Source organism: Methylobacterium sp. J-092 (assembly GCF_022829325.1).
Taxonomy (GTDB): Bacteria; Pseudomonadota; Alphaproteobacteria; order Rhizobiales; family Beijerinckiaceae; genus Methylobacterium.
Genome location: NZ_JAKSXU010000128.1, coordinates 124,050 through 150,211, shown reverse-complemented (window position 1 = coordinate 150,211; position 26,162 = coordinate 124,050). Strand labels below are relative to the sequence as shown.

General features: G+C 72.5%; 29 protein-coding genes. 11 read left to right on the top strand and 18 right to left on the bottom strand.

What is annotated here, in order from left to right; translation table 11 throughout:
* Positions 1-251: 251 nt before the first annotated feature.
* From MKK60_RS15455 to MKK60_RS15425, 7 genes are all read right to left on the bottom strand, one after another.
* Positions 252-638: a DUF305 domain-containing protein gene (locus MKK60_RS15455; RefSeq protein ID WP_243986961.1), complete on the bottom strand. Its 387-nt coding sequence runs from the start codon at positions 636-638 to the stop codon at positions 252-254.
* Positions 639-696: 58 nt separating this feature from the next.
* Entirely contained in the window at positions 697-1,374 is a 678-nt protein-coding gene (locus MKK60_RS15450) for an NrsF family protein (RefSeq protein WP_243986959.1), read from the bottom strand.
* Positions 1,367-1,936: an RNA polymerase sigma factor gene (locus MKK60_RS15445; RefSeq protein ID WP_147844732.1), complete on the bottom strand. Its 570-nt coding sequence runs from the start codon at positions 1,934-1,936 to the stop codon at positions 1,367-1,369. Before MKK60_RS15445 ends, MKK60_RS15450 begins: the two co-directional genes overlap by 8 nt.
* Positions 1,937-2,107: 171 nt before the next feature.
* Entirely contained in the window at positions 2,108-2,830 is a 723-nt protein-coding gene (locus tag MKK60_RS15440; protein WP_243986957.1) for a DUF1223 domain-containing protein, read from the bottom strand.
* 64 nt (positions 2,831-2,894) lie between these two features.
* The gene (locus MKK60_RS15435; protein WP_243934509.1) at positions 2,895-3,413 is read right to left on the bottom strand and encodes a phosphate-starvation-inducible PsiE family protein; all 519 of its coding nucleotides are present in this window, start codon (positions 3,411-3,413) and stop codon (positions 2,895-2,897) included.
* Between the two features lie 393 nt (positions 3,414-3,806).
* The gene (locus MKK60_RS15430; protein ID WP_147844753.1) at positions 3,807-3,989 is read right to left on the bottom strand and encodes a hypothetical protein; all 183 of its coding nucleotides are present in this window, start codon (positions 3,987-3,989) and stop codon (positions 3,807-3,809) included.
* 50 nt (positions 3,990-4,039) lie between these two features.
* A complete protein-coding gene (locus tag MKK60_RS15425) occupies positions 4,040-5,329 on the bottom strand; it encodes a glycosyltransferase family 4 protein (RefSeq protein WP_243986955.1) in 1,290 nt (429 codons plus the stop codon).
* Between the two features lie 152 nt (positions 5,330-5,481).
* Between MKK60_RS15425 and MKK60_RS15420 the strand changes: the two genes are divergently transcribed.
* The 5 genes from MKK60_RS15420 (at position 5,482) to MKK60_RS15400 (ending at position 12,739) form a co-directional block, all read left to right on the top strand.
* Positions 5,482-6,714, top strand: coding sequence for a glycosyltransferase family 4 protein (locus MKK60_RS15420; RefSeq protein ID WP_243934512.1), 1,233 nt, complete (start codon positions 5,482-5,484; stop codon positions 6,712-6,714).
* Positions 6,715-7,066: 352 nt separating this feature from the next.
* Positions 7,067-7,420, top strand: a complete 354-nt coding sequence (locus MKK60_RS15415; protein WP_147729981.1) for a phasin — start codon at positions 7,067-7,069, stop codon at positions 7,418-7,420.
* A 248-nt stretch (positions 7,421-7,668) separates the two neighbouring features.
* Positions 7,669-8,550, top strand: a complete 882-nt coding sequence (locus MKK60_RS15410) for a hypothetical protein (protein ID WP_243986952.1) — start codon at positions 7,669-7,671, stop codon at positions 8,548-8,550.
* Positions 8,551-8,878: 328 nt separating this feature from the next.
* Positions 8,879-10,138, top strand: coding sequence for an N-acetylmuramoyl-L-alanine amidase (locus MKK60_RS15405; RefSeq protein WP_147728853.1), 1,260 nt, complete (start codon positions 8,879-8,881; stop codon positions 10,136-10,138).
* Between the two features lie 180 nt (positions 10,139-10,318).
* On the top strand, positions 10,319-12,739 hold the full coding sequence (locus MKK60_RS15400) for a penicillin-binding protein 1A (protein WP_243986950.1): 2,421 nt from the start codon (positions 10,319-10,321) through the stop codon (positions 12,737-12,739).
* A 257-nt stretch (positions 12,740-12,996) separates the two neighbouring features.
* On the opposite strand, the gene purQ is transcribed toward MKK60_RS15400, so the two are convergent.
* The 10 genes from purQ to MKK60_RS15350 all read right to left on the bottom strand — a co-directional run bounded on the left by purQ (position 12,997) and on the right by MKK60_RS15350 (position 20,907).
* Positions 12,997-13,677, bottom strand: a complete 681-nt coding sequence (gene purQ / locus MKK60_RS15395; RefSeq protein WP_243986948.1) for a phosphoribosylformylglycinamidine synthase subunit PurQ — start codon at positions 13,675-13,677, stop codon at positions 12,997-12,999.
* Entirely contained in the window at positions 13,677-13,916 is a 240-nt protein-coding gene (gene purS / locus MKK60_RS15390; RefSeq protein WP_147728648.1) for a phosphoribosylformylglycinamidine synthase subunit PurS, read from the bottom strand. The genes purQ and purS overlap by 1 nt, the downstream gene beginning before the upstream one ends.
* Before the next feature lie 103 nt (positions 13,917-14,019).
* Positions 14,020-14,259 (bottom strand): hypothetical protein, encoded by a 240-nt coding sequence (locus MKK60_RS15385; protein ID WP_147843713.1) that lies wholly within the window; start codon positions 14,257-14,259, stop codon positions 14,020-14,022.
* Between the two features lie 112 nt (positions 14,260-14,371).
* Positions 14,372-14,971, bottom strand: a complete 600-nt coding sequence (locus tag MKK60_RS15380; protein WP_147728650.1) for an ActR/PrrA/RegA family redox response regulator transcription factor — start codon at positions 14,969-14,971, stop codon at positions 14,372-14,374.
* Between the two features lie 39 nt (positions 14,972-15,010).
* On the bottom strand, positions 15,011-16,405 hold the full coding sequence (locus MKK60_RS15375; protein WP_147728651.1) for an ActS/PrrB/RegB family redox-sensitive histidine kinase: 1,395 nt from the start codon (positions 16,403-16,405) through the stop codon (positions 15,011-15,013).
* 67 nt (positions 16,406-16,472) lie between these two features.
* The gene (locus MKK60_RS15370) at positions 16,473-17,777 is read right to left on the bottom strand and encodes a Gfo/Idh/MocA family protein (RefSeq protein ID WP_243986946.1); all 1,305 of its coding nucleotides are present in this window, start codon (positions 17,775-17,777) and stop codon (positions 16,473-16,475) included.
* A gap of 75 nt (positions 17,778-17,852) precedes the next feature.
* Positions 17,853-18,197, bottom strand: a complete 345-nt coding sequence (locus MKK60_RS15365) for a PilZ domain-containing protein (RefSeq protein ID WP_243986944.1) — start codon at positions 18,195-18,197, stop codon at positions 17,853-17,855.
* A 115-nt stretch (positions 18,198-18,312) separates the two neighbouring features.
* On the bottom strand, positions 18,313-19,071 hold the full coding sequence (locus MKK60_RS15360) for a phosphatase PAP2 family protein (RefSeq protein WP_147858874.1): 759 nt from the start codon (positions 19,069-19,071) through the stop codon (positions 18,313-18,315).
* 52 nt (positions 19,072-19,123) lie between these two features.
* Positions 19,124-19,693, bottom strand: a complete 570-nt coding sequence (locus MKK60_RS15355) for a 2'-5' RNA ligase family protein (protein WP_147842686.1) — start codon at positions 19,691-19,693, stop codon at positions 19,124-19,126.
* Positions 19,694-19,737: 44 nt separating this feature from the next.
* Complete coding sequence (locus MKK60_RS15350) at positions 19,738-20,907, bottom strand: SPL family radical SAM protein (RefSeq protein ID WP_243986943.1); 1,170 nt, start codon at positions 20,905-20,907, stop codon at positions 19,738-19,740.
* 53 nt (positions 20,908-20,960) lie between these two features.
* Here MKK60_RS15350 and MKK60_RS15345 point away from each other — a divergent pair, with 53 nt between their 5' ends.
* Positions 20,961-21,890 (top strand): alginate O-acetyltransferase AlgX-related protein, encoded by a 930-nt coding sequence (locus MKK60_RS15345; protein ID WP_147858876.1) that lies wholly within the window; start codon positions 20,961-20,963, stop codon positions 21,888-21,890.
* A gap of 55 nt (positions 21,891-21,945) precedes the next feature.
* On the opposite strand, the gene MKK60_RS15340 is transcribed toward MKK60_RS15345, so the two are convergent.
* Complete coding sequence (locus tag MKK60_RS15340) at positions 21,946-22,173, bottom strand: hypothetical protein (RefSeq protein ID WP_147725639.1); 228 nt, start codon at positions 22,171-22,173, stop codon at positions 21,946-21,948.
* A 285-nt stretch (positions 22,174-22,458) separates the two neighbouring features.
* Here MKK60_RS15340 and MKK60_RS15335 point away from each other — a divergent pair, with 285 nt between their 5' ends.
* The 5 genes from MKK60_RS15335 (at position 22,459) to MKK60_RS15315 (ending at position 26,152) form a co-directional block, all read left to right on the top strand.
* Positions 22,459-23,436 carry a glutathione S-transferase family protein gene (locus MKK60_RS15335; protein WP_147842196.1) on the top strand — a complete coding sequence of 326 codons (978 nt, stop codon included), beginning with the start codon at positions 22,459-22,461 and terminating at the stop codon, positions 23,434-23,436.
* A 53-nt stretch (positions 23,437-23,489) separates the two neighbouring features.
* Positions 23,490-23,978: a hypothetical protein gene (locus tag MKK60_RS15330; RefSeq protein WP_147858877.1), complete on the top strand. Its 489-nt coding sequence runs from the start codon at positions 23,490-23,492 to the stop codon at positions 23,976-23,978.
* 238 nt (positions 23,979-24,216) lie between these two features.
* Positions 24,217-25,131, top strand: a complete 915-nt coding sequence (locus MKK60_RS15325) for a thioredoxin family protein (RefSeq protein ID WP_243936937.1) — start codon at positions 24,217-24,219, stop codon at positions 25,129-25,131.
* Between the two features lie 55 nt (positions 25,132-25,186).
* Positions 25,187-25,855 (top strand): LON peptidase substrate-binding domain-containing protein, encoded by a 669-nt coding sequence (locus tag MKK60_RS15320; RefSeq protein WP_147725636.1) that lies wholly within the window; start codon positions 25,187-25,189, stop codon positions 25,853-25,855.
* A gap of 93 nt (positions 25,856-25,948) precedes the next feature.
* A complete protein-coding gene (locus tag MKK60_RS15315; protein ID WP_243987065.1) occupies positions 25,949-26,152 on the top strand; it encodes a Trm112 family protein in 204 nt (67 codons plus the stop codon).
* Positions 26,153-26,162 lie beyond the last annotated feature (10 nt).

The window sequence follows — 26,162 nt, the reverse complement described above, 5'->3', positions numbered from 1 at the left end:
ACCGTGAAGATCGGGTCGTCGCTGTTGGCATGATCGACGACGATCCGAACCTTGCAGGCCGACAAGGAGCTCTTCCTGTGCGCAGATTGCCTATAAGATAAAAAGATGCGCAGACGTCAAGGCTGCTGCAGCCCCGATCGGGATCGAGGCTCGGAAGGCGATGGCTCCGAATCGCGGGCGCAAGGGTGCCATGACGGAGGGAGGGACGTCGCTTCGAGCGCCGGGCGCGGGGGCATCCGAGGCTGCGGCTCCTACTTCCCGCCCGTCCGCGCCAGGATCGCCCGCATCTGGGCGATCTCGCGCTCCTGCGCCTTGACGATCTCCTCGGCGAGCGCCCGCACCTCCGGGTCCTTCGAGTATTGCAGCGCGACCCGCGCCATGCCGACGGCGCCCTCGTGGTGGGGGATCATGCCGCGCACGAAGTCGGCGTCGACGTCGCCGCTGTAGCGGATCGCCATGTCGGCGTGCATCCGCGCGTCGACGGCGCGGAACGCCCGGGTGGCGGGCGCCTCGCCCGCGGCCGGCGCGGGATGACGGCCGGCGTGGTCCCTATGCGCGTGGTCCATGCCCTGTGCCAGCACCCTGCCAGCGAGGAGGACGGCGACGGCGATCAGGGCGGGCCGGACGGTGTTGCGCATGGGGTCGGGTCTCCTCACGGGGATGCGCCGCACCGTGGAGCTTGCCGGCGTGGCAAGGTCAACCGCCACGGTCGCGCCGGGATGCGTCCGGGCCGCCGCCGAGCAGCCGGCCGCCAAAAATCCCGTTCAGCCCGATCACGCCGAGCACGGTGACCGCGTGGATCATGAGGTCGGTCGCGGTGGCGTCGTGCGGGTGGAACGGCACGAGGAGGGTCGCCGCGGCCGCCGCCGCCGCGAGGCCGCCGAGCGCTGCGGTGAGGTTCGGGTGCAGCGGGCAGGCGCGGCGCAGCATCGCCACCAGCAGCACGGAGAGCGGCAGCGAGACGCCGACGAGGAAGGCGAAGCAGCCGCCCATCGCGTGCCCGTCGGCCGGCGTGGTGCCGGGGGCGAGCCAGCCGCGCAGGCACCCGAGGCCGCTCGCGCCGATCCAGAACGCGGCCGGCGCCAGCGGCAGCAGCGCCCAGCGCAGGGAGCGGCCGGGCACGCTCGTCATGAAGGCGGCGAGCGCGGCCGCGACCGCGGTGAGACCGGCGCCGAGGGCGGCCACGCGCAGGTCCGGCGTGGCGAGGCGGATGCGCAGGCCGTCCATGTCGGCCATCGGCATCAGGATCGCGGCCAGCGCCAGCACCGCCGCGAGCCAGGCCGCCGCGCGCCAGGCCGGCGGGCTGAGCCGGCGCACCGGCGCGAGGCCGCCGACGAGGTCGTTGACCAGGGACTCGTGCACGGATTCAGACATCGCCGCCCTCCTTGTCCCGGGCCAGCGTCCCGCGCAGCGCCTTCAGGGCGCGGTGCAGGTTCACCTTCAGCGCGCCCTTGCTGCGGCCGGTGAGCGCCGCCGCCTCCTCGAGCGAGCGCTCGGCATAGGCGAGCTGCTCCACCGCCTGCCGCTGCCCGTCCGGCAGCGCCGCGACGGCCCGCGCCAGCGCGGCGTTGCGCTGGTCGGCCTCGATGCGCATGCCCGGGGCGGGGCCGGCATCGGCGTGGGCCTCGTAGGCGAGGGGATCGTGCACCTCCTGCGGGCGGCGCCCGGCCCGGCGCAGCCGGTCGATCGCCCGGCGCTGGGTGATGGCGCGCAGCCACGGCAGGAAGGGCCGCGCCGGGTCGTAGCTCGCCCGCGCCTTGTGGATCGTCAGCAGCGTGTCCTGCACCACGTCGTCGACCGCCTCGCCGCGCACCCCTTGCGCGCGGGCGATGCCCGCGATCACCGGCAGGCAGGCGTTGAGCAGCCGGCGATAGGCCGCCGCATCGCCCCCCTGCGCCGCGGCCATCGCCGTCGCCAGACTGTCCTCGAGCGCCATCGCCGCCCTGTCGCCGCGTCGTGTCCCGGACCCTAGCGCAACGCGGCCCCCGGGGGAACGCGCCGGCAGCGGTGGAACCGGGCCGATGGCGGGCAGGTACATCGGCAAGCCTCGCGGGAGACGTCGGGCGCCCATCGCCCGCGTTCGTCTTCGCCGAGGAACGCGCGACGGTTACGCTCGGGCGGCCGGCCCGAGCCGCGCCGCGCCGAGGATCCGCCCGTCGGCGCCCTGCACGATCACCGCGGCGTCGGCGCCGGCCGGCAGCGGCACCTCCAGCGTCGCCGCCTGCCCGGCCCAGCGGCCGATCTCGGACACGGCGCGGACGATGTTGGCCTGGGCGAGGGTGCGGCCGGCATTCTCGCCGCGGGCGACCCGGGTGGCGTGGCTCGGATCGAACCCGACCAGCGTCACGGTGCCGGCCCCGCGCCCGGCGCCGAGCGTGACGACGAGGGCGTCGCCGCGCCGTGCCAGCGCCACCGGCGCCTCGGCGGCGGTGGCGGCCTGCGCGCGGGCGACCGCGGCGCGGACCGCGCCGGCGTCGGAGCCGACGAGCCCGACCTGCCCGTCGATCACCGCCTCGGGGGTGTACGAGCCGCCGCCGAGCCTTTCGGCGTAGGCCGCCTGCCGACGGGTCGCCGCCGGCAGGGCGAAGGTGTCGCGCCAGTCGAGGTGGTCCCAGTAGGTGACGTGGAAGGCGAGCGGCAGCACGGCGCCGCCCTCGCGCGCGATCTGCCCGAGCAGCGCCTCGGCCGGCGGGCAGGACGAGCAGCTCTGCGAGGTGAACAGCTCGACCACCACCGGCCGCCCGGCCGCGTCCGCCGGGGAGACGGCGGAAGGGGAGAACGGGGCGCCGAGCAGGGCGGCGAGGAGCGCGAGCGGGATCGTGCGGCGCATGGCGGGTCTCCGGACGGGTGCGATGCCGTGCCCTTCGCGGCCCGGCCGGGCCGGTTACCCGGGCTTACCCCTCGGTCTCCTCGCCGGCCGGCTTGTCGTCGTCGCGGGCGCGGTGGAGCAGGAAGATCGAGGCCACCATGGTGAGGATCAGGCCGGCGAGCACGCCGAGCTCGATCATCGAGGCCTGGAACAGGGCCGCCTTCTCCTGCGTCCAGTCCTTGCCGTGCATGATCTCGGAGGATTGCAGGGTGATCACCAGCACCCGCCGGATCGAGGCGATCAGCCCGACGATCAGGAACGGCTCGCAAGTGAGCTTGCCGGAGCGCATCGAGACCCGCACCGTGTGCAGGATCTCCACCAGCATCAGCAGGAACAGCAGCCGGTCGACCACCTCCAGGGTCTGCGCGGCGCCCCCGAGCGAGCGCAGCGCCTCGAAGGTGAGCCCGACGGCGTCGACCAGCGCGATCAGCGCGGTGAAGGCCAGCAGCAGGCCCAGGGCCGCGTAGATCGCGTGCTCGGTGTGGAGGAAGACGAAGCTCGACGCGCGGGTCAGGCGCCCCTGCGATTGCGGATCGTCGGCCATGGCGTGCCTCCCGGACGCGTCTTCGTTCCGATGAGACAGGATCATGCGGCCGGCGTCCAGCGGAAGCCTGGCGGCGGGCGGGGATCGCGGGCGTCCGCGCGGCGGAACGGTTTCCGGGATGGTCCCGTTGCTCTCGTGCAACATAGGAGAAAAACATGCTGACCGGCGGCCTGCTGTGGCTCATCGGGATCCCGATCCCCGTCATCCTCCTGATCTGGTTCTTCTTCCTGCGCGGCCGCTGAGGGCGGAGGGCGCCTCGCACGGGACCGCTCGGCGTCCCCGTGCCTTCTCCGTCCGCGCGTGCTTGCGTCGTCCGCGCCCGCAGCGGAAGCACCGCAACGAAAAGGGCCGGCGTGCCTCGCGCGCACCGGCCCCGAACGCCTGCGGATCGCGCTACTTGGTGATCTTCACCGAGACCGGGTCGCTCGACGGGAAGGTCTCCTCGAGGGCGTCGTCGAGGCGCTCGCCCATCTTGTCCTGCTGGTTGGCGGGGTTCTTCTCGTCGCCGGGCTTGGCGCTGCCCTGCTGGAACCCCGGCTTGTCCGCGCCCTGCGGCGTCTTGGTGTCGTCGGTCATCGGGGCTGCTCCTGCCGTCACGAGGCGCCGAGGGCGGCGCCGGTGCCGGATCAACGCGAGGCGGCCCCGGGTGTTTCACGCCGCGTCGGCCGGGGGGCGGCGGCGCGCGAGGTCGCCCGGCCCGGCGCCGCCTCGCGCAGCACCGCCTCGTAGACGCCGGCGAGGCGGTCGAGATGGGCGTCGAGGGTGAGCGGCGCGGCCCAGTAGCGGGCATGCGCGGCCCGGCCCATCCGGGCGGCGAGCGCGTCGTCGGCGAGCCGGCGCAGGTGGGCGGCGAGCGCGTCCGGGTCGCCGGAGCGGAACAGGAAGCCGGTCTCGCCGTCGACCACCGCCTCGCGGCCGGCGCAGGCGTCGCTCACCACCACCGGCGTGCCCAGCGCCAGCGCCTCGTAGACCGTGAGCGGCTGGCCCTCGTACCAGACGCTGGGAAAGACCAGCGCGCGGGCGGCGCCCATCAGCGCCTGAACGCCGGCGGCATCGCGCCAGCCGAGCATCGCGGCCTCGGGGTAGCGCGCGGCCAGCGCCGCCCGCTGCTCGCCGTCGCCGACGAAGACCGCGCGGATGCCGGCCCGCCGCGCCGCCTCCGCGAAGATCGGCGCGCCCTTCTCGGTCGAGATCCGCCCGACGAACAGAAAGTCGCCCGGCGCCCGCTCGGTCATCGGCCGGTGCGCCACCGCGATCGGGTTGTCGACCCGGTGGAAGCGGGTCCCGCGCGGCAACAGCGGGCCGACCACCCGCTCCTGCAGGTCGCTGATCGTGATCACGTGGCGGAAGAGCGTCGGCAGCTCCGCGACCTGCGTCATGCCGAGGTGGCGGACCACCCGCGCGAGCTTGCGCGGGAAGCTCTGCGCATCGCAGTTCGTCGTCAGGCACGCGCCCGACATCGGCGTGCGGTGGCAGATCGCGGCGGCCGGATATTCGTAGAACCCCCCGGTCGGGCAGACCAGGAAGAACTCGTGCATGGTGTAGAGCAGCGGCAGCCGCGCGCGCCGCAACGCCAAGCCGATCGACGGCGACAGCGCCTTGGCGAAGGCGTGGACGTGGACCACGGTGTCGTCGGGGTCGCACGCCGCCAGTTCCGCGGCGAGCGCGCGGGCCGCTTCGCGGTTCCAGATCGCCTGCGCCAGGAAGGCGAGCTTGTTCGTCGTGGTCGAGATGTCGTCCTGGTTCAGGCAGACCACGCGGATGCCGGCGGCGGCCAGGCGCGGGTCGGCCGGGCCGCAGGCGGCGAACAGCGTCACGCGGGTGCCGCGGGCGGCGAGCCCGAGGGCCGAGTCGAGCGCGACCTTGGCCTGGCCGCCGTTGACGTAGGCGTGGTCGGCGACGAGGACGACGTGCACGAGGCGGCTCCCGCTCCCTGGATGTCCCCACGTTTACCGGACCGCAGTTGATCCCGCGTAAACCTCGGGCACGCCGCCGATCTGCGGTTGTTCCCCCTCGGATCGTCCCCGCTCGACCGCCTGATCTCTCGATCTCCTGCGCCGGTGTCGCCATGCACGTCGTGATCCTGGCCGAGTTCGCGAGCCCGAGCGGCGGCGCCGAGAAGGTCGCCGTCGAATCGGCCCGCGGGCTGGCCGAGGCCGGGCTCCGGGTCACCTACGTCCAGGGCGTCGCCGGCCCGGTCGACCCGCTGCTCGACCATCGCAACCTCACCCGGATCTGCCTCGACCTGCCGGACGTGTGGGCGCGCAACCCCGTCGCCGCGGCGGTCGCCGGCATCTGGCACGCCCGCGCCGCGCGGGCGCTCAGCGACGCAATCGGGCGGATGGCGCGCGCGCCGGACGTCGTCCACGTCCACCAGTGGACCCGCAGCCTGTCGCCCGGGATCTTCCCGGTGCTGCTCGCCACCGGCGCCCCGGTGGCGCTGACGCTGCACGACTACTTCCTGGCCTGCCCGAACGGGGTCTACTACCGCTTCGACACGGCCGAGCCCTGTGCCCTCGCGCCGATGTCCGCCGCCTGCATCCTGGCGCCGTGCGATGCCAGGAGCCGCCTGCACAAGCTGGTCCGCGTCGCCCGCACCGCGGCGGCGCGGCGGGCGGTGTCGGGACGCGGGCTCCACGTCGTCCACGTCTGCGACGCGAGCCGCGCGCGGATGGGCGCGATGCTGGGCGGCTACGGGCTCACGCATCACCGCATCGACAACCCGGTGCGGGTCGCCCCCGGCGCCCCGGCCGCACCGGAGCGGGGCGACGCCGTCGCCTATGTCGGGCGCCTGACCCGCGAGAAGGGCGCCGACCTCGTCGCGGCGGCCGCCCGCGAGGCCGGCCTGACGGCGTTGCTCGTCGGCACCGGGCCGCTGGAGGCGGAGCTGCGGGCCATGCCCCACGTCGAGATGCTGGGCTGGCAGGCGCCGGAGGCCGTGCAGGCGGTGTTGCGCCGCCGCGCCCGTGCGCTCGCCGCGCCGTCGCGCTGGTTCGAGACCGGGCCGCTCACCGTCTACGAGGCGCTCGCCGCCGGCATCCCGGTCGTCGCCTCCGACCGCTCCGGCGCCGCCGAGAAGGTGCTGGACGGCACGAGCGGCTTCGTCGTGCCGCCCGAGCCCGCCGCCCTGTCGGCGGCCTTCGCGCGCCTCGCCGACGACGCTCGCGTCGCCGCGATGGGCCGGGCCGCCCACGGCCGCTTCTGGGCCGCGCCGATGACCATCGCCCGGCACGCCGAAGCCTCGGCCGCGCTCTATGCCGGCTTGCTGCGCACGCGGCGTGACGCGATGCAGCACGCATAGGCCGGCGCGGCGCCCGACCCGCGCCCGCCCGGAGGACGATGCGAAGCGATCGGCCGATCAGATCAAGTTTCCGTGCGGTTTCGCGATCCCCCGCGACGTCACGATCGCGCCGTCGTCGCCATCGCGACCCTGTGCCCGACGGATGATTGCAGCAACATCGGGGGCAATCTGTCAGGTGTGGCGCTTGGTGGGGTCCCGGATCGATGCCGGGGCAAGAGTCTCTGCTTAATAAGCGCGGCTTTCGCCTCGAAAAGCGGCGTCTTGACTTATTATTGCAATGCAACATAAATCCGCCTCGCACGGGCGATCGCTTCGAGACCGCCGGTGACGACGCCACCCGAGGAGCCGATTCATGCAGACCCCGAATTTCGAGATCCCGACCGAGATGCGCGATTTCGCCGAGAAGAGCGTCGACCAGGCCCGCACCGCCGTCGGCACCCTGATGGGCAACGCGCTCAAGGCCGCCGAGCAGGTCCAGAGCTCGGGGCTCAACCTCCAGTCCTCGATGCAGGCCGCCGTCGCCAAGGGCTTCGACCACGCCCAGACCAACGCCAACGCCACCTTCGACTTCGCGCAGAAGCTCGTGCGCACCAAGGACCTGCGCGAGGCCTTCGAGCTGCAGTCCGAGTTCGTCCGCAGCCAGATCGCCGCGATGCAGGCGCAGGCCAAGGACCTCGGCGCCCTCGCGCAGAACGCCGCGCGCTGAGCCGCCGCTCGGCCCCGTGCGGGGCCGAGGATCTTCCGCCGCGCACCGGCGCGGCGGCCCCGGCCTCCGGTCGGCACCGCGGCTGGATCGTCCGGTCTCGCGGCCGTCGCGTCGGCGTGCCGATCCGCGGGCGCCGATCGCCGCCGCACCCCCGATGCATTGCGCCGGCCGGCAACTGGACTACGTTCGGCCCGTGCGATTCGGGCTCGAACGGAACGACACGCGGACGGCCTCAAGGGATCTCGACGATGGGCAAGCAACGGACGCCGCAGGGACGATCGACCGGCCGCCGCTCCTCCTCGACCCCGCCCGGCACCCTGCAGGGCAAGACGGGTGAGGCCAAGACGGGTGAGGCCAAGGCGGGTGAGGCCAAAAGCGCTCGCGCCGCCGCGCTCGAGGCGGCGCTGCACCCGCCGGAGGAGTCGCTCCCGCCGGTGCCCTCCGAGGCGCCTCCCGAGCCGCTTCACGCGCACCTGATGGACACGGTCTCGCCCGAGGCCCTCGGCACCGCGACCGGCACCCCGACGTCGGCGCCCGAGCCGGAGGCCCCCCCGGCCGAGATACCGGTCCCCGCCGACGCCAACCTGGCCGAACCCGCCTTCGCCGAGATCCCGAATCCCGAAGCGCCGCCGGTCTCCGAACCGGAAGTTGCCGGCCCGGCTGCGGACACGGCGCCCGCACCTGTCGATGAGCCCGTGCCTGCCGACGAGCCCGCGCCGGTCGCGGCCGCCGCGCCGAAGCCGGAGGCTCCGCCCGCCTACACCAACGTGGTCCCGCTGAAATCCGCCGCGCCGGCGCGGCCGCCCGAGCCCCGGTCGGCGCCCCAGCCCGGCGAGGCGCCGGTGCAGCTGTCGGACGGTGCGCTGCCGTCGCCGGCCTCCTGGCGCGCCGGGCGCCGACCCGTCCCGGCCCTGCGTCAGGACCTCGAAGGCCTCGGCGAGACCCTGTTCGCCTTCATGCGCGACGAGAGCTCGGCGGTGCTGACCCATCTCAACGCGCTGAAGGACGCGCGCTCGCCGGCCGACGCGATCCGCCTGCAGGTCAACGAGATGCAGCGCGTCGCCGACGCCTCGCTCACCTGCTGGAGCGAACTCGCCCGCCGCGCGACGCGGATCGTCGGCCACCGCTGAGGCTGCCGCGCCGCCGTCCGCTCGCCAACGCGCGGATCCCGGCAAATCCGACGCGTCGTCGCGCCGAAGGCGAGCCCGGGAGCCAGGACCGCCGGTCGCGCCCCGATCGGTCTCGTCGGGGGGGCGGATCCCGGGTTCTGTTGCGCAGCCCCGGGATGACGGAGAGGAGCCGGTTCGGTTGGCGCGCGGCATCCGTGCACGAGACCGCCGGCGGCGGAACGTCCCTGTCGCCTCCCGGTCACAGCCGCTGCCGGAATGGAGCTTGGCCGGAAACCTCCGGTTAACCATGTCGCTCCTATGCCGTATCGGAGGCTCGGGAGGCCGACCGATGCTGCGATCCGCGCGCCTGATCCGTTCCGCGATCCTGACGGCCGCCGTCGCGCTCGCCGCGATGCCCGCCTGCGCGCAGAACGGCGACCGGGCCCCGCCCGCGGTGGCGATCGCGGCCGACCTCGCCGCCTCGCCCGCGGGCACCAAGCTCACCCTCACCCTGTCGAAGCCGGTCGATGCCCGCGCCTTCGTGATGGAGCGCCCGGACCGGGCGGTGATCGACCTCGCCGAGGTCAACTTCCAGCTCGCGCCCGAGACCGGCCGCCGCCGCGAGGGCCTGGTGCAGTCGTTCCGCTACGGGCTGTTCGCGCCGGGGCGCTCGCGCATCGTCGTCGATCTCGCCGGCCCCGCCACCGTGGGGCGGATCGAGACCGCGACGCGCCCGCGCGACGGCGCCGTGATCCTCACCGTGCCGTTCCAGCGCGCCGACCGCGAGAGCTTCCGCAAGGCGGCCACCGCCGGCGACCTCGCCCCCGCGGCCGGCAAGGCCGTGGCGCCGGCCGAGCCCGCCGACCGGCGCCCGCTGATCGTGGTCGATGCCGGCCACGGCGGCATCGATCCCGGCGCGATCGCGGTCGGGGGCGTGTTCGAGAAGGACATCGTCTTCGGCTTCGCCCAGGCGCTGGTCGCCCGGCTCGAGGCCGGCGGCCGCTACCGGGTGGCGATGACCCGCGACCGCGACGTCTACGTGCCGCTGTCCGAGCGCGTGCGCATCGCCCGCGACGCCAAGGCCGACCTGTTCGTCTCGATCCACGCGGATTCGATCTCGTCGGCGCCGCAGGTGCGCGGCGCGACGATCTACACCGGCTCGGAGAAGGCGACCGACAGCGAATCCGCCAAGCTTGCCGAGCGCGAGAACAAGGCCGACGCCGCCGCCGGCGCCGAATCCGGCGACGGGCCGCCCGAGATCGCCGACATCCTGCAGGAGCTGACGCTGCGCGAGACCCGCGGCTTCTCGTCCGGCTTCGCCAAGACCCTGATGGGCCAGCTCGGGCCGGTGATGGAGATGAGCACGAAGCCGCACCGCGAGGCCGGCTTCAAGGTGCTGCGCTCGCCCGACGTGCCGAGCGTGCTGGTCGAGCTCGGCTACCTGTCGAGCCAGCGCGACCTCGACCTGCTGCAATCGGCCGAGTGGCGCGCCTCCGTCACCGGCTCGATGGCCAAGGCGATCGACCAGTTCTTCGGCAACCGGGCCAGCCTGGTCCGCCCGGTGGTGCCGAACCGCCGCTCGGCGGCAATCGCCCCAGTTTCACCATAGATCCGGTGTCGATACGGGGCACTCGAGACCCCGTCGCGCCGTCCATTCTTCGGTCATCGTCGGCGGGGATCTTCCAGGCTGCGGGCATGCCGGATCGGCGTGCGCCTCGCGGGCAGCCCCGACCCCCCTAGCCGAATGCGCTCCGCGCGCGGCCGAAGAAACCGACGGACGGGAAACCGGATGCGCCTCATCCTTCGCTTCTTCGGCTTCCTGTTCAGCGCCTTCGCGGTGCTGTTCGTGATCGCGGCCGCGGGCGGCGCGTTCTTCTACTGGAAATACAGCCAGGACCTGCCGGACCACGCCGTGCTCGCCAACTACGAGCCGCCGGTGATGACCCGCGTCCACGCCGCCGACGGCTCGCTGCTGGCCGAGTACGCCAAGGAGCGCCGGCTCTACCTGCCGATCCAGGCGATGCCGAAGATCATCGTCGCCGCCTTCCTCTCGGCCGAGGACAAGAACTTCTACAAGCACGGCGGCATCGACCCCGAGGGCATCGTGCGCGCGGCGCTGACCAACGCCAAGAGCGGCAAGCGGCAGGGCGCCTCGACCATCACCCAGCAGGTCGCGAAGAACTTCCTGCTCTCGAACGAGCAGACCTTCGACCGCAAGATCAAGGAAGCGCTGATCGCGCTGCGGATCGAGGCGACCTACTCCAAGGACAAGATCCTCGAGCTCTACCTCAACGAGATCTTCCTCGGCACGATCGTGCCGGGCCGCAACCTGCACGGCGTCGCCGCCGCGGCGCTGGATTATTTCGGCAAGTCGGTGCACGAGCTGACGATCAACGAGGCGGCCTACCTCGCCGCGCTGCCGAAGGGGCCGAACAACTACCACCCCTACCGCAAGACCCAGGCGGCGCTCGACCGCCGCAACGAGATCATCCGCCTGATGGCGGAGAACAACTACATCACCAAGGAGGAGGCGGACGCCGCCAAGAAGATGCCGCTCGGCGTCAACCCGCGCGTCGCCTTCCCGAACGCCGCCAACGCCAACTACTTCACCGAGGAGGTCCGCCGCGAGATCTCCGAGCGCTACGGCGAGAAGAAGCTCTACGAGGGCGGCCTGTCGGTGCGCACCACCCTCGACCCGAAGATGCAGGCCCTCGCGCGCAAGGCGCTGGTCGACGGCCTCGTGCGCTACGACCAGTCCCACGGCTGGCGCGGCCCCGTCACCAAGGTCGACCTGACCGGGCGCGACTGGGGCATGGCGGCGGCCGAGGTGAACGCGCTCGGCGACGTCGCGCCGTGGCGGCTCGCCGTGGTGCTCGGGCAAGGCGGCGGCGGCGTGCAGATCGGCCTGCAGCCCAAGCGCGAGGCCTCGGGCCAGGTCGCCAAGGACCGCGACACCGGCACGATCCCGCCGGACGGCATGCGCTGGGCCGGCCGCCCGAACCTCGCCGCCGGCGACATGATCTACGTCGAGGCGATGGATGGCGGCCGCGGGCAGTACCGCCTGCGCCAGAAGCCCGAGGTGTCCGGCGCCATCGTCGCGATGGACCCGAACACCGGCCGCGTGCACGCGATGGTCGGCGGCTTCTCCTACGACGAATCCGAGTTCAACCGCGCGACCCAGGCGATGCGCCAGCCCGGCTCGTCGTTCAAGCCGATCGTCTACTCGGCGGCCCTCGACAACGGCTACACCCCGTCCTCGATCGTGCAGGACTCGCCGATCACCATCGAGGCCGGCCCCGGCCAGGAGGCGTGGACGCCCTCGAACTACGACGGCAAGTCCGGCGGGCCGCACACCCTGCGCTACGGCATCGAGCACTCGAAGAACTTGATGACGGTTCGGCTCGCCAAGGACGTCGGCATGCCGCTGATCGCCGAGTACGCCCGCCGCTTCGGCGTCTACGACGACATGCTGCCGGTGCTGCCGATGTCGCTCGGCGCCGGCGAGACCACCGTCATGCGGATGGTCACCGCCTACTCGATGCTGGCCAATGGCGGCCGCCGCATCCGCCCGACCCTGATCGACCGGATCCAGGACCGCATCGGCGAGACGATCTACCGGCACGACAACCGCAAGTGCGTCGGCTGCGATGCCGAGAAGTGGTCCGGGCAGGACGAGCCGAAGCTGGTCGACGATTCCGAGCAGGTGCTCGACCCGCTGACCGCCTACCAGATGGTCTCGATCATGGAGGGCGTCGTGCAGCGCGGCACGGCGACGATCCTCAAGCAGATCGGCAAGCCGCTCGCCGGCAAGACCGGCACGACCAACGACGCCAAGGACGCGTGGTTCGTCGGCTTCTCGCCGGACCTCGCGGTCGGCATCTACATCGGCTTCGACAAGCCGCGCTCGCTCGGCGACCGCGCCACCGGCGGCGGCCTCGCCGCGCCGATCGCGCTCGACTTCCTCAAGGTCGCCCTCAAGGACAAGCCGCCGACCCCGTTCCGGGTGCCGCCGGGCATCAAGCTGATCCGCGTGGCGCTCGGCTCCGGCATGCGCGCCGGATCGGGCGAGGGCGTCGGCACCATCCTCGAGGCGTTCAAGCCCGGCACCGCGCCGCCGGATTCCTACGTCGCCCCGGCCGGCCAGGCCGCGGCGCCGGCCACCGTCCCGGCGGATGCCGACCGCGCGGTGCAGGCCGGCGGGCTGTACTGAGCGGGATGCCTCTCTTCCCTCCCCCGCTCCAGGGGGGAGGGACGTAGTTCCGATGTGGAACAAAAAAAGCCGCCCCTGACGGGCGGCTTTGAAGTTTCAGGGAGGCATCAAACAGAGCGGGACGGAGGTCTCACTCGACATCCAGACATCTGGAATGCCCCGACATTCAATCGAAAAAGTTAACGCACGGTTAAGGATCCGGCGTTCCTCAAATCATCGCCCGGTTCGACCGGTCCGACATCAGTATCGGTGGCTGCTCAGGCGGCGAGGCTGGTGAAGAGACCACGCCCGTCGGTGCCGCCGACCAGGCCTTCGACGAAGTTCTCCGGGTGCGGCATCATCCCGAGGACGTTGCCGCCCTCCGAGTAGATCCCGGCGATGGCGTTGAGCGAGCCGTTGCGGTTGGCGGCGATCGTCACCTGCCCGTCGGCGTCGCAGTACCGGAACGCGACCCGGCCCTCGCCCTCGATCCGGGCCAACGTCTCGGGGTCGGCGAAGTAGTTGCCCTCGCCGTGCGCGACGCAGATGTCGATGACCTCGCCCTTCGCGTAGGCGCCGGCGAAGCGCGTGTCGGTGCGCTCGACGCGCAGCGTCTGCCGGTGGCAGATGAAGCGGCGGTCGACGTTGCGCATCAGCACGCCCGGCAGCAGGCCGGATTCGCACAGGATCTGGAAGCCGTTGCAGATGCCGAGCACCAGCCCGCCGCGGGCGGCGTGCGCGCGGACCGCATCCATCGCGGCGGCGCGGCCGGCGATGGCGCCGCAGCGCAGGTAGTCGCCGTAGGAGAAGCCGCCGGGCACGACGGCAAGGTCGGTGCCGGCGGGAAGCGCGGTGTCGGCGTGCCACATCGTCGTGACCTCGGCCCCGGCAAGCCGGAGCGCGCGGGCGACGTCGGCGTCGCGGTTCGAGCCGGGGAAGACGACGATCGCGGCGCGCATCACGCGATCTCGATCGCGTAGTTCTCGACCACGGTGTTGGCCAGGAGCTTCTCGCAGGCGGTCTTCAGCGTCGCCTCGGCGCCGGCCCGGTCCGCGGCCGCGACCTCGATGTCGAACACCTTGCCCTGGCGCACGCCCTCGATCGACGCGATGCCGAAGGACTTGAGCGCGGCCTCGATCGCCTTGCCCTGCGGATCGAGGACGCCGGTCTTCAAGGTGACGACGATGCGGGCTTTCATGATGGGCCACTCAGCAGGGTCTGGATCGGAAGAAGGCGGTGACGAACGTCGGGGCGGCCGAGCCGGGCGCGGGGATCGACACGGGACGTGCCGAGACCGGGCATCACCGGCGCGCGGCCCGAGGTGCCGTGCGCAGGGGCTCGATGCTGGTCGCGCGCTGCCAGAGCTGGAGCATGATCCAAGCCGCGACCACGCTGAACAGCCCCATCAGCACGTGGCCGACGGTGTCGCCGAGCTCGAACAGGCCGGCGATCGCCCAGCCCGCGGCGATCGCCACCGCGAAGACTTCCGTTCCCACCAGCACCATCATGCTGAGGATCGTGATCAGGTTGCGGGTGTTCACGAGGACCCCTTCCTCCGGCGGCACGGATGTGCGTCCCGCTTGCGAAGGCGGCAGTACCCCGATTGTCGCATCCTGTGCAACCGATAAGCGGAGGGCCGGGAGGCCCCCCGCCTCAGCGCGGCGCCCGCTTGGCGAGGATGCGCTGGAGGGTGCGGCGGTGCATGTTCAGCCGCCGTGCGGTCTCGCTGACGTTCCGTCCGCACAGCTCGTAGACCCGCTGGATGTGCTCCCAGCGCACCCGGTCGGCCGACATCGGGTTCTCGGGCGGGTCGGCCCGCTCGCCGGGCTGCGCCATCAGCGTCCCGTGGATCTCGTCGGCATCGGCCGGCTTGGCGAGGTAGTCGAACGCCCCGAGCTTCACGGCGGTGACGGCGGTGGCGATGTTGCCGTAGCCGGTGAGGATCACGCCGCGGGCCTCGGGCCGGCGCTCCTTCAGGCGGGCGATCACGTCGAGCCCGTTGCCGTCGCCGAGCCGCATGTCGATCACCGCGAAGGCGGGGGCCCGCGCCTCGACCACGGAGACGCCCTCGGCCACGCTCTCGGCGACCTGGACGTGATAGCCGCGCGCTTCCATCGCGCGGGCGAGGCGGGTCGAGAACGGCTTGTCGTCGTCGACGATCAGAAGGCTGCGGTCGGAAAACGCGGCGAGCGGGTCGGCGTCGTTGAGCGCCACAGCATCCGGGGCGCCCGACGAGCTCGATTGCGTCAGCATGAGAAGCTCCTCAAACATTTCGTTGTATTCGTTGAAAGTTTATATAGGCGCGACATCGCCCGCGGGCAGGGGTGGTCGGGTACCGAATTCGGGGGCATGACGGAGCGCCGCACCCCGCTCGAAGATGTGGCGCGCCCAGGAGATCCGGACCTGCGCCCCGTGCGTTCCCGGCTTCGAGGCGTTGGCCAGGGTGATCTGCGCGCCCGAGCGCTCGATCAGCGTCTTGGCGATGAACAGCCCGAGGCCGAGGCCGGCGCCGACCGTGCCGCCCTGGTTCTGGCCCGCCGTGCGGTCCGGGCTGCGGGTGGTGACGTAGGGTTCGCCCGCCCGCAGCAGCACCTCGGCGGAGAAGCCGGGGCCGTCGTCTCGGATCTCCAGGGTGACCCGGTCCAGGGTCCAGCGCCCCTCGATCACCACCCGGGCGTCGGCGAAGTCGACCGCGTTGTCGAGGATGTTGCCGAGCCCGAACATCACGCCGGCGTTGCGGCGGCAATCCGGCTCCGGGGCGTCGCCCGCGCTCGATATGTCGAGGGCGATGCCCATCGCGCGGTGCGGCGCCACCAGCTCCTCGATGAGATGGCTGAAGCTCAAGGTCTCGAGGAAGCCGGCCCCGTCGCCGTCGAGCGAGGTGAGCTTCGAGAGGATGCCTCGGCAGCGATCGACCTGCTCGCGCAGCAATTGCAGGTCCTCGGCGACGGCCGGCGGCGCGTCGGGGCCGAGCTGGCGCACCAGCTCCTTGGTCACCACCATGATCGTGCCGAGCGGCGTGCCGAGCTCGTGCGCCGCCGCCGCCGCCAGCCCGTCGAGCTGCGACAGGTGCTGCTCGCGCGCGAGCACCAGCTCCGTCGCGGCCAGCGCCTGGGCGAGCTGTCGCGTCTCCTCCGAGACCCGCCAGGCGTAGACGCCGGTGAAGGCCGTGCCGAGCAGGATCGCCGTCCACACCCCGGAGACGTAGAGGAACGGCAGCTCGATCCGGCCGTCGGCGAACCACGGCAGCGGGCGGTGGACGAGGGCCAGCAGCGTCGCCAGCCCGATCGCCAGCAGGCCGAGCGCCAGCGTCCGCTCCGGCGGCAGCGCGGTCGCCGAGATCAGCACCGGGGCGAGGAACAGCAGCGAGAACGGGTTCTGCAACCCGCCGGTGAGGAACAGCAGCACGGCGAGCTGCACGATGTCGAAGGCCAGCAGCAGCGCCGCCGAATCGGCGCTCAGCCGGTAGCTCGCCGGGAAGCGGATGCGCAGGCCGAGGTTGAGCCACGACGAGGCGGCGATCGCCAGGAAGCACCAGCCGAACGGCAGCCCGAGCCCGAGCCCGAACTGCGCCCCGACTACGGCGGCGCTCTGCCCGGTGATCGCGAGCCAGCGCAGGCGCACGAACGTGTCGAGCCGCAGGTGGCGCGCGTCGCGGACGAAGCCGCTCGGATCGGTGTCGAGCATGATGTGTTCTACGATAGGGCCGCGGCCCCTCCCATCCAGGGCCCGCGACGCTCCGGCGGCCGCCGCGTCAACCCGCCTCGTCCAGCTCGGGGCCGCGGGTGGCGTCGAGGCCGGCGCCCGGGATCGGCGCGATCGGCACCGGCGCGCCGGTGCGGGCCGCCTCGTAGATCGCCTCCATCAGCACCTGGTCCTGCAGCCCCTCCTCGCCGGGGGTGCGCGGCCGGCGGTTCTCCTGGATGCAGCGCGAGAAGTGATCCATCTCCAGGGCGAACTGGTTCTTCGCGCCGAGCACCTTGGTGTCCTGCGACACCGCCTTGCCGTCGCGATGGGTGATGACGAGGCGCTGGCCGACATAGGCGAAGGCGTTCTGCAGATCGATGTCGGCGCCGCCGGTATGCACCGTCAGGCGGCGCGATTCGTGGACGCCGTAGCTGGTCATGCACTGCGCCAGCACGCCGGAGGGGAAGCGCAGGGTGAAGCTCACGCTCTCCTCGACCTCGCGGAAATTCGGGTCGTCGGGCGGCGAATAGGTGTGCGCCTGGATCAGGTCAGGCTCCTCGCCCAGCAACGCCCGCACGCCGTTGAGGCAGTAGAGCCCGATATCCGGCAACGCCCCGCCGCCGGACAGCGCCTTCTTCAGGCGCCACTGCTCCGGCAGCCCCGAGGTCTGGCCGTTGAAGGCCTGGATCATCCGCGGCTTGCCGAACTCGCCCGAGCGCACGAGGCGCACGACCTCGCGGTTGTAGGGCTCGTACTGGCAGCGATAGGCGATCATCAGCTTGACCTTGGCCTGCTCGCACGCCGCGATCATCGCGCGGGCTTCCGCGGAGGACGCCGCCATCGGCTTCTCGCACAGCACGTGCTTGCCGGCCCCCGCCGCGGCGACGACGTCGTCGCGGTGCACCGCGTTCGGGGTGACGATGTAGACCGCCTGGATCTCGGGATTGGCCTTGAGCTTGTCCCAGTCGCCGTAGCCGTAGACCGCGCTCTCGGCGACGCCGTACTGCTTGGCCACGAGCTTGGCCTTGTCCGGCGTGCCCGACATGAGCGCCACGAGCCGCGAGCGCTTGGCCTCTCCGAGCGCCGGGAGGATCTCGTCGAGGCTGAGGCGCCCGAGGCCGACGACGCAGTAGCCGACCCGCTGGCCCGGCGGCTGCGGCGCGGGCGTCGGCGCCGGAGGCCGGTCGCCCTGGCCGCGCCAGTTCGGGAACTGCACGCGGCCGCCCTGAACCGCGCCGGTGTCGGCCGGCACTGTCGGGCCGGGCGTCGTCGCGGCGCGGGCCGCGTCCGCAGCCGCGAGCGCCGCGCCGGTGAGGGTGACGCCGCCGGCCCGCAGAAGGGTCCGTCGCGAGAGCCCGTGATCGTCTGCCATGCATCCCCGTCTCGGTCGGTGAGAGGCGGGGAAACCCGGGGCCGGATCGCAGGGTTCCGCCGGGCGCCGGCGCGCTCAGTGCAGCCGGTCGGGCGGGGCGGCCGCATTCCAGGCGGCCCGGGCTTCGGCCGCCGCGCCGTCCTCGCGCGCCGGTTGATCGAGGAAGGCGAGGCCGGCCTGGGTGCCGTCGCGCCAGACGACCTCGGCGCGGCGGGTCTCGTTGCGGCCGGTCACCGTGAGGTCGACGACGCGCGGCAGGACCACGTCCTCCGCGACGACGATGCGGGCGCCGGTCAGCGAATGGTCCCGCAGGCGGCACGGAGCCTCCCGCAGGAACGCCGCGAGGCGCAGGGTGCCGCCGAGGCAGGCCCGGCGGCGGTCGCTGTGGCGGCGCTCGATCTTGGGCGTCGTCAAGGTCACGAAAGTCATCCCGGCTCTTGTTGGCATTTCATCAATGCAAGGGAGCACGAAAAGCTTCGTCTCGTCAGGTATAAGTGTTGGTTAACCCTAACGGCGCCGGGCAGGCATGCGGCCGTCACCGGGCCGGCGGCGGGTCCGGCGCCTCGACGCCGCCGCTGCGCTGGAGCTGGAGCGCGACGAACCAGCACAGGGCCGCCCAGGCGGCGCCGATGCACCACCCGGCCAGCACGTCGCTCGGCCAGTGGACGCCGAGGTAGATCCGGCTGATCCCGACGAGGAGGGTCATGGTGACGCCGAGCGCCAGCACCAGCGCCTTGACGCGGCGGTAGCGGTCGATCCGCGCGAGCAGCGTCGCCAGGGTCAGGTAGGCGATCGCCGACATCATCGCGTGGCCGCTCGGGAAGCTCGCCGTGAACACGTCCATGCCGTGCGGCACCAGGTCCGGCCGCGGGCGATGGTAGAACAGCTTCAGCACCGTCGAGACCAGCTCGCCGCCGCCGACCGCGCCGATCACGAACAGGCCGACCCGGCGCTTGCCGGACAGGGCGAGGTAGGCCGCGACCGACGCCGTCAGGAACACGATGGTGAAGACGCTGCCGAGCCCGGTGATGTCGCGCATCGTCTCCTCCAGCCAGCGCGGCCCGATCGGATCGGACAGGTCGGCCGGGTTGCGCAGGGCGAGCAGGATCTTGCGGTCGAGCGCCTCGGTCGAACCCTCGCCGACCTCGTGCGCCAGGGCGAAGAAGGCGTAGCCGAGCCCGCTGACGCAGATCAGCGCCAGCAACGGCCCGACCTCGTTGAGGCGCAGCCGGAGCCAGACGGAGGTGGCGTGGGACAGGAACGGGATGCGCCGCAGCGGGGCGGGGGGGCTCATCGCGCCGTGCCCGATCGATCGCGGGCGCCGTGGGGAGGATTCATCGAGACCATCACGCGTTCTCGCCGAAGGCGAAGCGCGCCCGCTCGGCCCAGGGACCGCCGAGGTAGCGCCACAGGCGGGTGGCCGGCGCGGTGAAGCGGAACGGCGCGAAGTCGTCGGCGAGGGCGGCGTGGAGCGCGCGGGCGGTGTCGGGGTCGACCTTGTTCTGCACGGTGACATGCGGGCGCCAGCCCTGCTTGTCCTGGGCGGTGAGGTGGGCGTCGAAGGTCTTGGCGAGGCGCGCGCGGAAGGCGGAGAGCGGCTCGGAATCGAGGACGTAGGCCACGCCGCGGCCGGTGAAGCGCAGCCCCGTCACCGCAACCTCGGGCGGCGGCACGGTGCGCGCGAGCAGCGCGATCGTCTCGCGCACGCCCGCCTCGGCGGCGCCGGGCAGGTTGTGGAACAGCGTGGCGTGGGCCGGGATGCGGTTGAGCGCCTTCGGGAAGTGTTGGCGCCGCAGGCCGTCGAACCGCGCGAACGTGTCCGCGTCGAACTCGAGCGTCAGGATCAGGGGCGCCTGCCGGGCGTCCTGTCCCGGCTCCTCTTGCTTCAGCGCATCTTGCGTCGGCGTCTCTGGCATGCGGGCTTCCTGTCGCGGCCGGACGGAGATGGCGCGGCGCGCGATCAGGTCCAGTAGAGGATCCGCGCCGCGGGCAGGTCGCGGGCGAGCGCGGCAAACAGCGTGTCGCGCATCGACCGCATCAGCTCCTTGGGGAAGACGTACTTCACCGAGCCGAACTTGGTGAGCTTCTTCGCGCGCTCGGCCTCGTCGAGCGGCAGGTCGGAGCCCGGGTACCAGCCCTGGAGCACCTGCTTCGAGCCCGGGGTGAAGCGGTGGGTGATCAGCTCGGCGGTGAGGTCGAGGTCGGGCACGTCGGCGAGCGCCGCAGCGGCCTCGCGGATCAGCCCGGCATAGCCGGCCTCCCAATCCGGCACCGGCAGGATCGGCGCGATCGTGAGCCCGACGGGATAGCCCGCCAGCGCCACGGCCCGCATCGCCTGGAGCCGCGCGTCGAGGCTCGCGGTGCCGCCCTCGTAGCGCGTCGCGGTGCGGGCGTTGACCGAGAACCGGATGCGGGTGCGGCGGTTGTGCGGCAGGTCGAGCAGCGGCTCGACCGCGGCGAACTTGGTGGTGAAGCGCAGCTGCACCGGCGCCTCCCAGGCACCGAAATGCCGGATCGCCGCCGAGAGCGAGCCGGTGAGGTGCTCGATGCCCAGCGGATCGGTGTAGCACGAGGCCTCGAAGGTGGTCCCTTCCTGCGCCCGCTCGGCCTGTGCCGAGGTCACCGCGCCCTGGCCGAGATAGGCGCCGAGATTGGTCAGGATCGCGTCGAGGTTGGCGTAGGCCCGCGTCACCGGCGGCCCCGACAGGGAGCCGGCGAGGTAGCAGTACTGGCAATGGGCCGGGCAGCCCTCGGCGAGGTCGAAGCGCCAGTCGGCCGAGGGCGGGATCGGCTGGAGCCGGAGCTTGGTCGGCGGTGCCACGACGAGGGCGAGCGTCGCCTTCGCCTCGATGTAGGCCCGGCGCGGGTCGGCCTGGCGCAGGCCGGTGAGGCGGTTGGCCGTCAGGCGCTCGACCGGGAGCCCGAGCGCTTCCGCGCGGGCGAGCATCGCCCGGCCGTGCGCGTGCTCCAGGGCGGCCGGCGTGGCCAGGACGCGCCGCGGACGCCACAAGCGTGCCGCCCGCGCCGTCGACGAGACGGCCGGCGCGGGCGGCGGCGAAAGGACGGGCGGCGAAAGCACCGGTGGCGCGAGGGTCTGGGCGGGCTCCATGAGGGCCGAACGCCCCGGCACCCGTGCCGGCTCCTCACTTCCGCCGGGCGCGGCCTGCGGCTAAAGCACCGGCCATGGCCCCGAAGCGTTCGCCCGTCCCCCCCGTCCGGGAAACCGTCCACGAGGGGCGCGACGGCTGGCTGTTCCTCATCGGCGGCAGCAACGACGTCATGCAGCGCTACCGCGGGACCCTGCGGCAGTGGTGGACCCTGCGCGGCTGGACCCGGCTGATCACGGCGCGCGCCGCCCGCGCGGCCGGGCTCGGCATCCGCTGCGTCCAGCTCATCGTGCCGGAAAAGCTCTCGGTCTACGATCACAAGACCATCGACCTGCGCTACGACCCGGCCCGGGCCTCGACCCGTCGCCTCGCCCGCAAGCTCGCGGGGCAGGCCACCTATCTCGACCTGCTCGGCCCGTTTCGCGCGGCCCGCGACGGGCCGGTGCCGCTCTACCTCAAGACCGACACGCACTGGTCGGCCGAGGGATGCCTGCTCGCCTATCGCGAATTGATGCGGGCGCTCGCCGCGGTCCCGCCGGCCGACATCGGCACCCGGCCCGTCCTCGTGACGGAGCGGGTGATGGATCTCGGCGCAAAGCTGCCGGGCCGGCCGGCCGAGCGCCTGGTGCGCCCGCAGATCCACCGCGACGCGGTGCGCGTCGAGACCGGGGCGCTGCTCGCGGCCTCCGAGGAAGCGGGAACCGAGGTGGACCTGCATGTCGGCGCGCACGTGGTCTACCGCAACGCCAACCCCGCCGCCGACCCGCGGCGCGTGGTGCTGTTCGGCGATTCCTACGCGCATTTCGCGCCGATGCTGCTCACCGGGCTGCTGGCCGAGAGCTTCGCCGAGGTGCACTTCGTGTGGTCGTCGAGCTTCGACTGGGCTTACGTCGAGCGGGTGCGCCCCGACATCCTGCTGTTCGAGCTGGCCGAGCGCTTCCTCGCCCGCCTGCCCGCCGACGACTTCGACGTGGCCGCCGGGCGCCGGGCCGGCGCGGCCGGCTAGAGCATTCTCCGCGATCCCCGGATCACGTGGAATGCTCTCCCGTTGCAAGATCGCATCAGGGGATCGGCTGGCTCAGGGTGGTTTCGACGAGGACGTCGTCGGTCTGGGCCGCGAGGTACAGGTCCGGCGTCCACGCGATGCCGAGGAGCAGGACGACGATCGCGAGGAGGCCGGCCAGGCCCAGCGTCACCCCGTCGGCCTGCCGCCGCAGCGCGTGGATCGCGGCGCATCCGGCGGTGAACATGGCCGCCTCGGCGGCGGGGATCGCGAGGGCAAGCGACATCGGGCCTTCTCTCCGGACGTTTCGGCGGGATCGTGCCATCCGTCTCACGGTCCGGCATCGAATGCGAGATGCCGAGGCCTGCGCGGGGCGACGACCGAGGAAGACATCCAAGCAGGAAACGGGCTAAGTGCACCTCACCAAACCCCCGACCTCCGCGGCCGTTCACTATGTCGGCGACGCCACGACGGGGGGGGGTGAGAGGCACCAAGCCTGCCGCAACCTTTCCCCCTCCCCGCGTCGCCCTCCCGACGGACGGCGCGACGCGCGAAACAACGGATCGCACCCATGGGATTGCTCGTCGACGGCGTCTGGCAGGATCAGTGGTACGACACGGCGTCGACCGGCGGCCGCTTCGAGCGCAAGGCCTCCGCCTTCCGCAGCTGGGTCACCGCCGACGGGTCGCCCGGCCCCTCGGGCGAGGGCGGGTTCAAGGCCGAGCCCGGGCGCTACCACCTCTACGTCTCGCTCGCCTGCCCTTGGGCGCACCGCACCCTGATCGTGCGGGCGCTGAAGGGCCTCGAGGACGCGATCTCCGTCTCCGTCGTCGACCCGCACATGGGCGCCGAGGGCTGGGTGTTTGGCGACAGCCCCGGCGCCACCCCCGATCCGATCCACCATGCGACGCGGCTCTACGAGGTCTACCGCGCCGCCGACCCGCGCTATACCGGCCGCGTCACCGTGCCGGTGCTGTGGGACCGCGAGCGGAAGACGATCGTCTCGAACGAATCGGCCGAGATCATCCGCATGCTCGACGGGGCCTTCCACGGCGGCGGGCCGGACCTCTGCCCGGACGACCTGCGCGGGGAAATCGATGCGGTGAACGCCCGGGTCTACGACCGGGTCAACAACGGCGTCTACAAGGCCGGCTTCGCCACCGCGCAATCCGTCTACGCGGAGGCCTTCGCCGCGCTGTTCGCCGAGCTCGACGCGCTGGACGCCCGCCTCGACCGGTCGCGCTACCTGTGCGGCGCACGGCTCACCGAGGCCGACATCCGGCTGTTCACTACGCTGGTGCGGTTCGACGCGGTCTATGTCGGGCACTTCAAGTGCAACCGGCAGCGCATCGCCGACTACCCGAACCTGTCGAACTACCTGCGCGACCTCTACGCCCTGCCGGGCGTCGCCGGGACGGTGGACCTCGTCCACATCAAGCGGCACTATTACGAGAGCCATCCGACCATCAACCCGACGGGCATCGTCCCGGTGGGGCCGGCGCTGGACTTCGCCGCGCCCAACGACCGGGCCCTGCGCTTCGGCGGGTGAGGCGAACGCGCGCCGGGCTCGACGGATGCGCGCGGCGCGTTAGATCGGACGGCATGACGCTCGCACACACCTCTCGCCGCCTCGCCCTCGCCCTGCTCGCCGCGCCCTTGGCGCTGTCGGGCCCCGCCTGGTCCCAGGCCGCGGTGCAGCTCGACGGCACCTGCGAGAAACTGACGATCGAAGGGAAGGACGCCACCTCGGCCTGCAGGCCGACCCTCGGGAACAGCGCCGAGCGTCGGCGCACGACCTTCGACTTCACCACCACGGACGGGCGCACGCTCAGCTTCAGCGGCACCGGCGCGCAGCAGGAGCGCACCGAGGAGACCGACCCGCTGCAGCCGATCAACCTCGTCACCACCGGCACGTCGAGCGACAAGGGCATCGTGCGCAACCCGACCCCGGCGGTCGGCGCCTGCACCTTCTCGACGCCGGCACCGGGCAAGACCACCATCGCCTGCGAGGCCTCGGCGCCGGACGGCCGCACCTTCGCCGGGACCTTCGTGACGCAGGCCAAGGCCGCCGCCGGCGCCCCCGCGCAGTAGGCCCGGCGTTTCGAGGGTCGGGGCGCACCGCACGACGCGCTCCACCCTGGGATGCAGCGATCCGGTCTCGGCCCGGCACCGCGCGCGGGACGGCCCTCGGGGACCGGCGAAAACCCGACGAAACCTGCGGATTTGCCCGATTCCGCCGCGCGAGAGCGCGCGCACCGCACTGGTCAGCCGCGTGCCCGAGTCCCATGTACCCGGTCTGGCGACATTTGGTTCCAAGGCCCGACACCGCATGCTGAACGACACGCTCGCGACGGACGCGCACCCGGGTGCGTCCGACCTGATCCGGGAGACCACCACGGCCGGTTTCCGGCAGGACGTCATCGCCGAATCGGCGAACCGTCCCGTGCTGGTCGCGTTCTGGTCGCCGCGCGCACCGTCGAGCAAGACGCTGCTCGCCGTGCTGGAGAAGCTCGTCCGCGCCGCCGCGGGCAAGGTCGTGCTGGTCAAGATGAACGTCGACGAGCATCCGGCGGTCTGGGGCCAGATCGGCCAGCAGCTCGGCCTGCAGGGCGTGCCCGCCGTGGTCGCCATCGACCAGGGCCGCCCGGTCGACATGTTCGAGGGCGCCCTGCCGGAAGCGCAGATCAAGACCTTCTTCGACCGTCTCGCCGGCCCGAGCGAGATCGATCAGGTGATGGCGGAAGCCGCGCAGGCGCTGGCGGAGGGCGACCTCGCCGGCGCCTCCGAGCTCTACGCGGCGGTGCTCGGGCAGCAGCCCGACAACGTCGCGGCCCTGGCCGGCCTCGCCAAGATCCAGCTCGACGCCGGCGAGCTGGAGAACGCCAAGCAGGTGCTGGCGATGGTGCCGGAGGCCAAGGCCGCCGACCCGGGGCTCGCCGGCATCCGCGCCGCGATCGTCCTGGCCGAGCAGGCCGCGGCGCTCGGCGACCTCGCCGGCCTGGAGGCGGAGGTCGCCGCGAACCCGGACGCGCACCAGGCCCGGTTCGACCTCGCCCTCGGCCTCAATGCCGGGAACGAGCGCGAGAAGGCGGTCGATCACCTGATCGAGATCATCCGCCGCGACCGGACCTGGAACGAGGACGGCGCGCGCAAGCAGCTGCTCCAGTTCTTCGAGGCCTGGGGCCCGATGGATCCGGCCGCGATCCGCGGACGGCGCAAGCTCTCGACGCTGCTGTTCGCGTGAGGGCGGATCTGCGGGTGCAGAGGGAAGCCGAAGGTTCTGTCTTGCTGGAGGCATCATGAGCACGCATGCGGGCTACAAGGGGCCGGGCGATTGCCCGCCCGTCATCCCGGTCTTCCCCCTGCCCGGCGCCCTGCTGCTGCCGCGCGGGCAGATGCCGCTCAACATCTTCGAGCCGCGCTACCTCGCGATGGTGGACGACGCCCTGCGGACCGACCGGGTCATCGGCATGATCCAGCCCGACGCCGAGGGCGGCGCCTCGCCGTTGAACCCGAAGCTGTACCGCGTCGGCTGCGCCGGGCGGATCACCCAGTTCGCCGAGACCGGCGACGGGCGATACCTGCTCTCGCTGACCGGCATCGGCCGCTTCCGGGTGATGAGCGAGCTGGCCACCACCGGCGCCTATCGCCGCTGCCAGGTCAGCTACGACGACTTCGCCATCGATTTCACCGCGCGCGCCGGCGAGGACGCGGTGGACCGCGAGGGCGTGCTGCGGGCGCTGCGCGACTTCGTCGATTCCAACGACCTCAAGGTCGACTGGGCCGGGATCGAGGAGGCGCCGAACGAGGCCCTGGTCAACGCGCTATGCATGATGAGCCCGTTCGGCGTCCGCGAGAAGCAGGCGATGCTCGAGGCCGCCGACCTGAAGACCCGCGCCGAGATCCTGGTCGCGGTCACCGAGATGGAGATGGTGCGCAGCACCGGGCCCGAGCCGACGATGCAGTGACGGCTCGAAGGACGGCCCGGCGGCGACGAGCGCCTGCGCCTTCGCGACCGACCGGCACGGCTTCCCATGGAGAACCAGAGCATGACGCAGGACATGACCACGCAGAGCACCGCCGTCGAGGCGACCCGCGTCGACCCGAAGCTCCTCGAGCTGCTGGTCTGCCCGCTGACCAAGGGCACCCTCGATTACGATGCCGGCCGCCAGGAGCTGATCAGCCGCTCGGCCAAGCTCGCCTACCCGATCCGCGACGGCATCCCGATCATGCTGCCGGAAGAGGCGCGCCACCTGACGGACTGAGCCGGGGCGA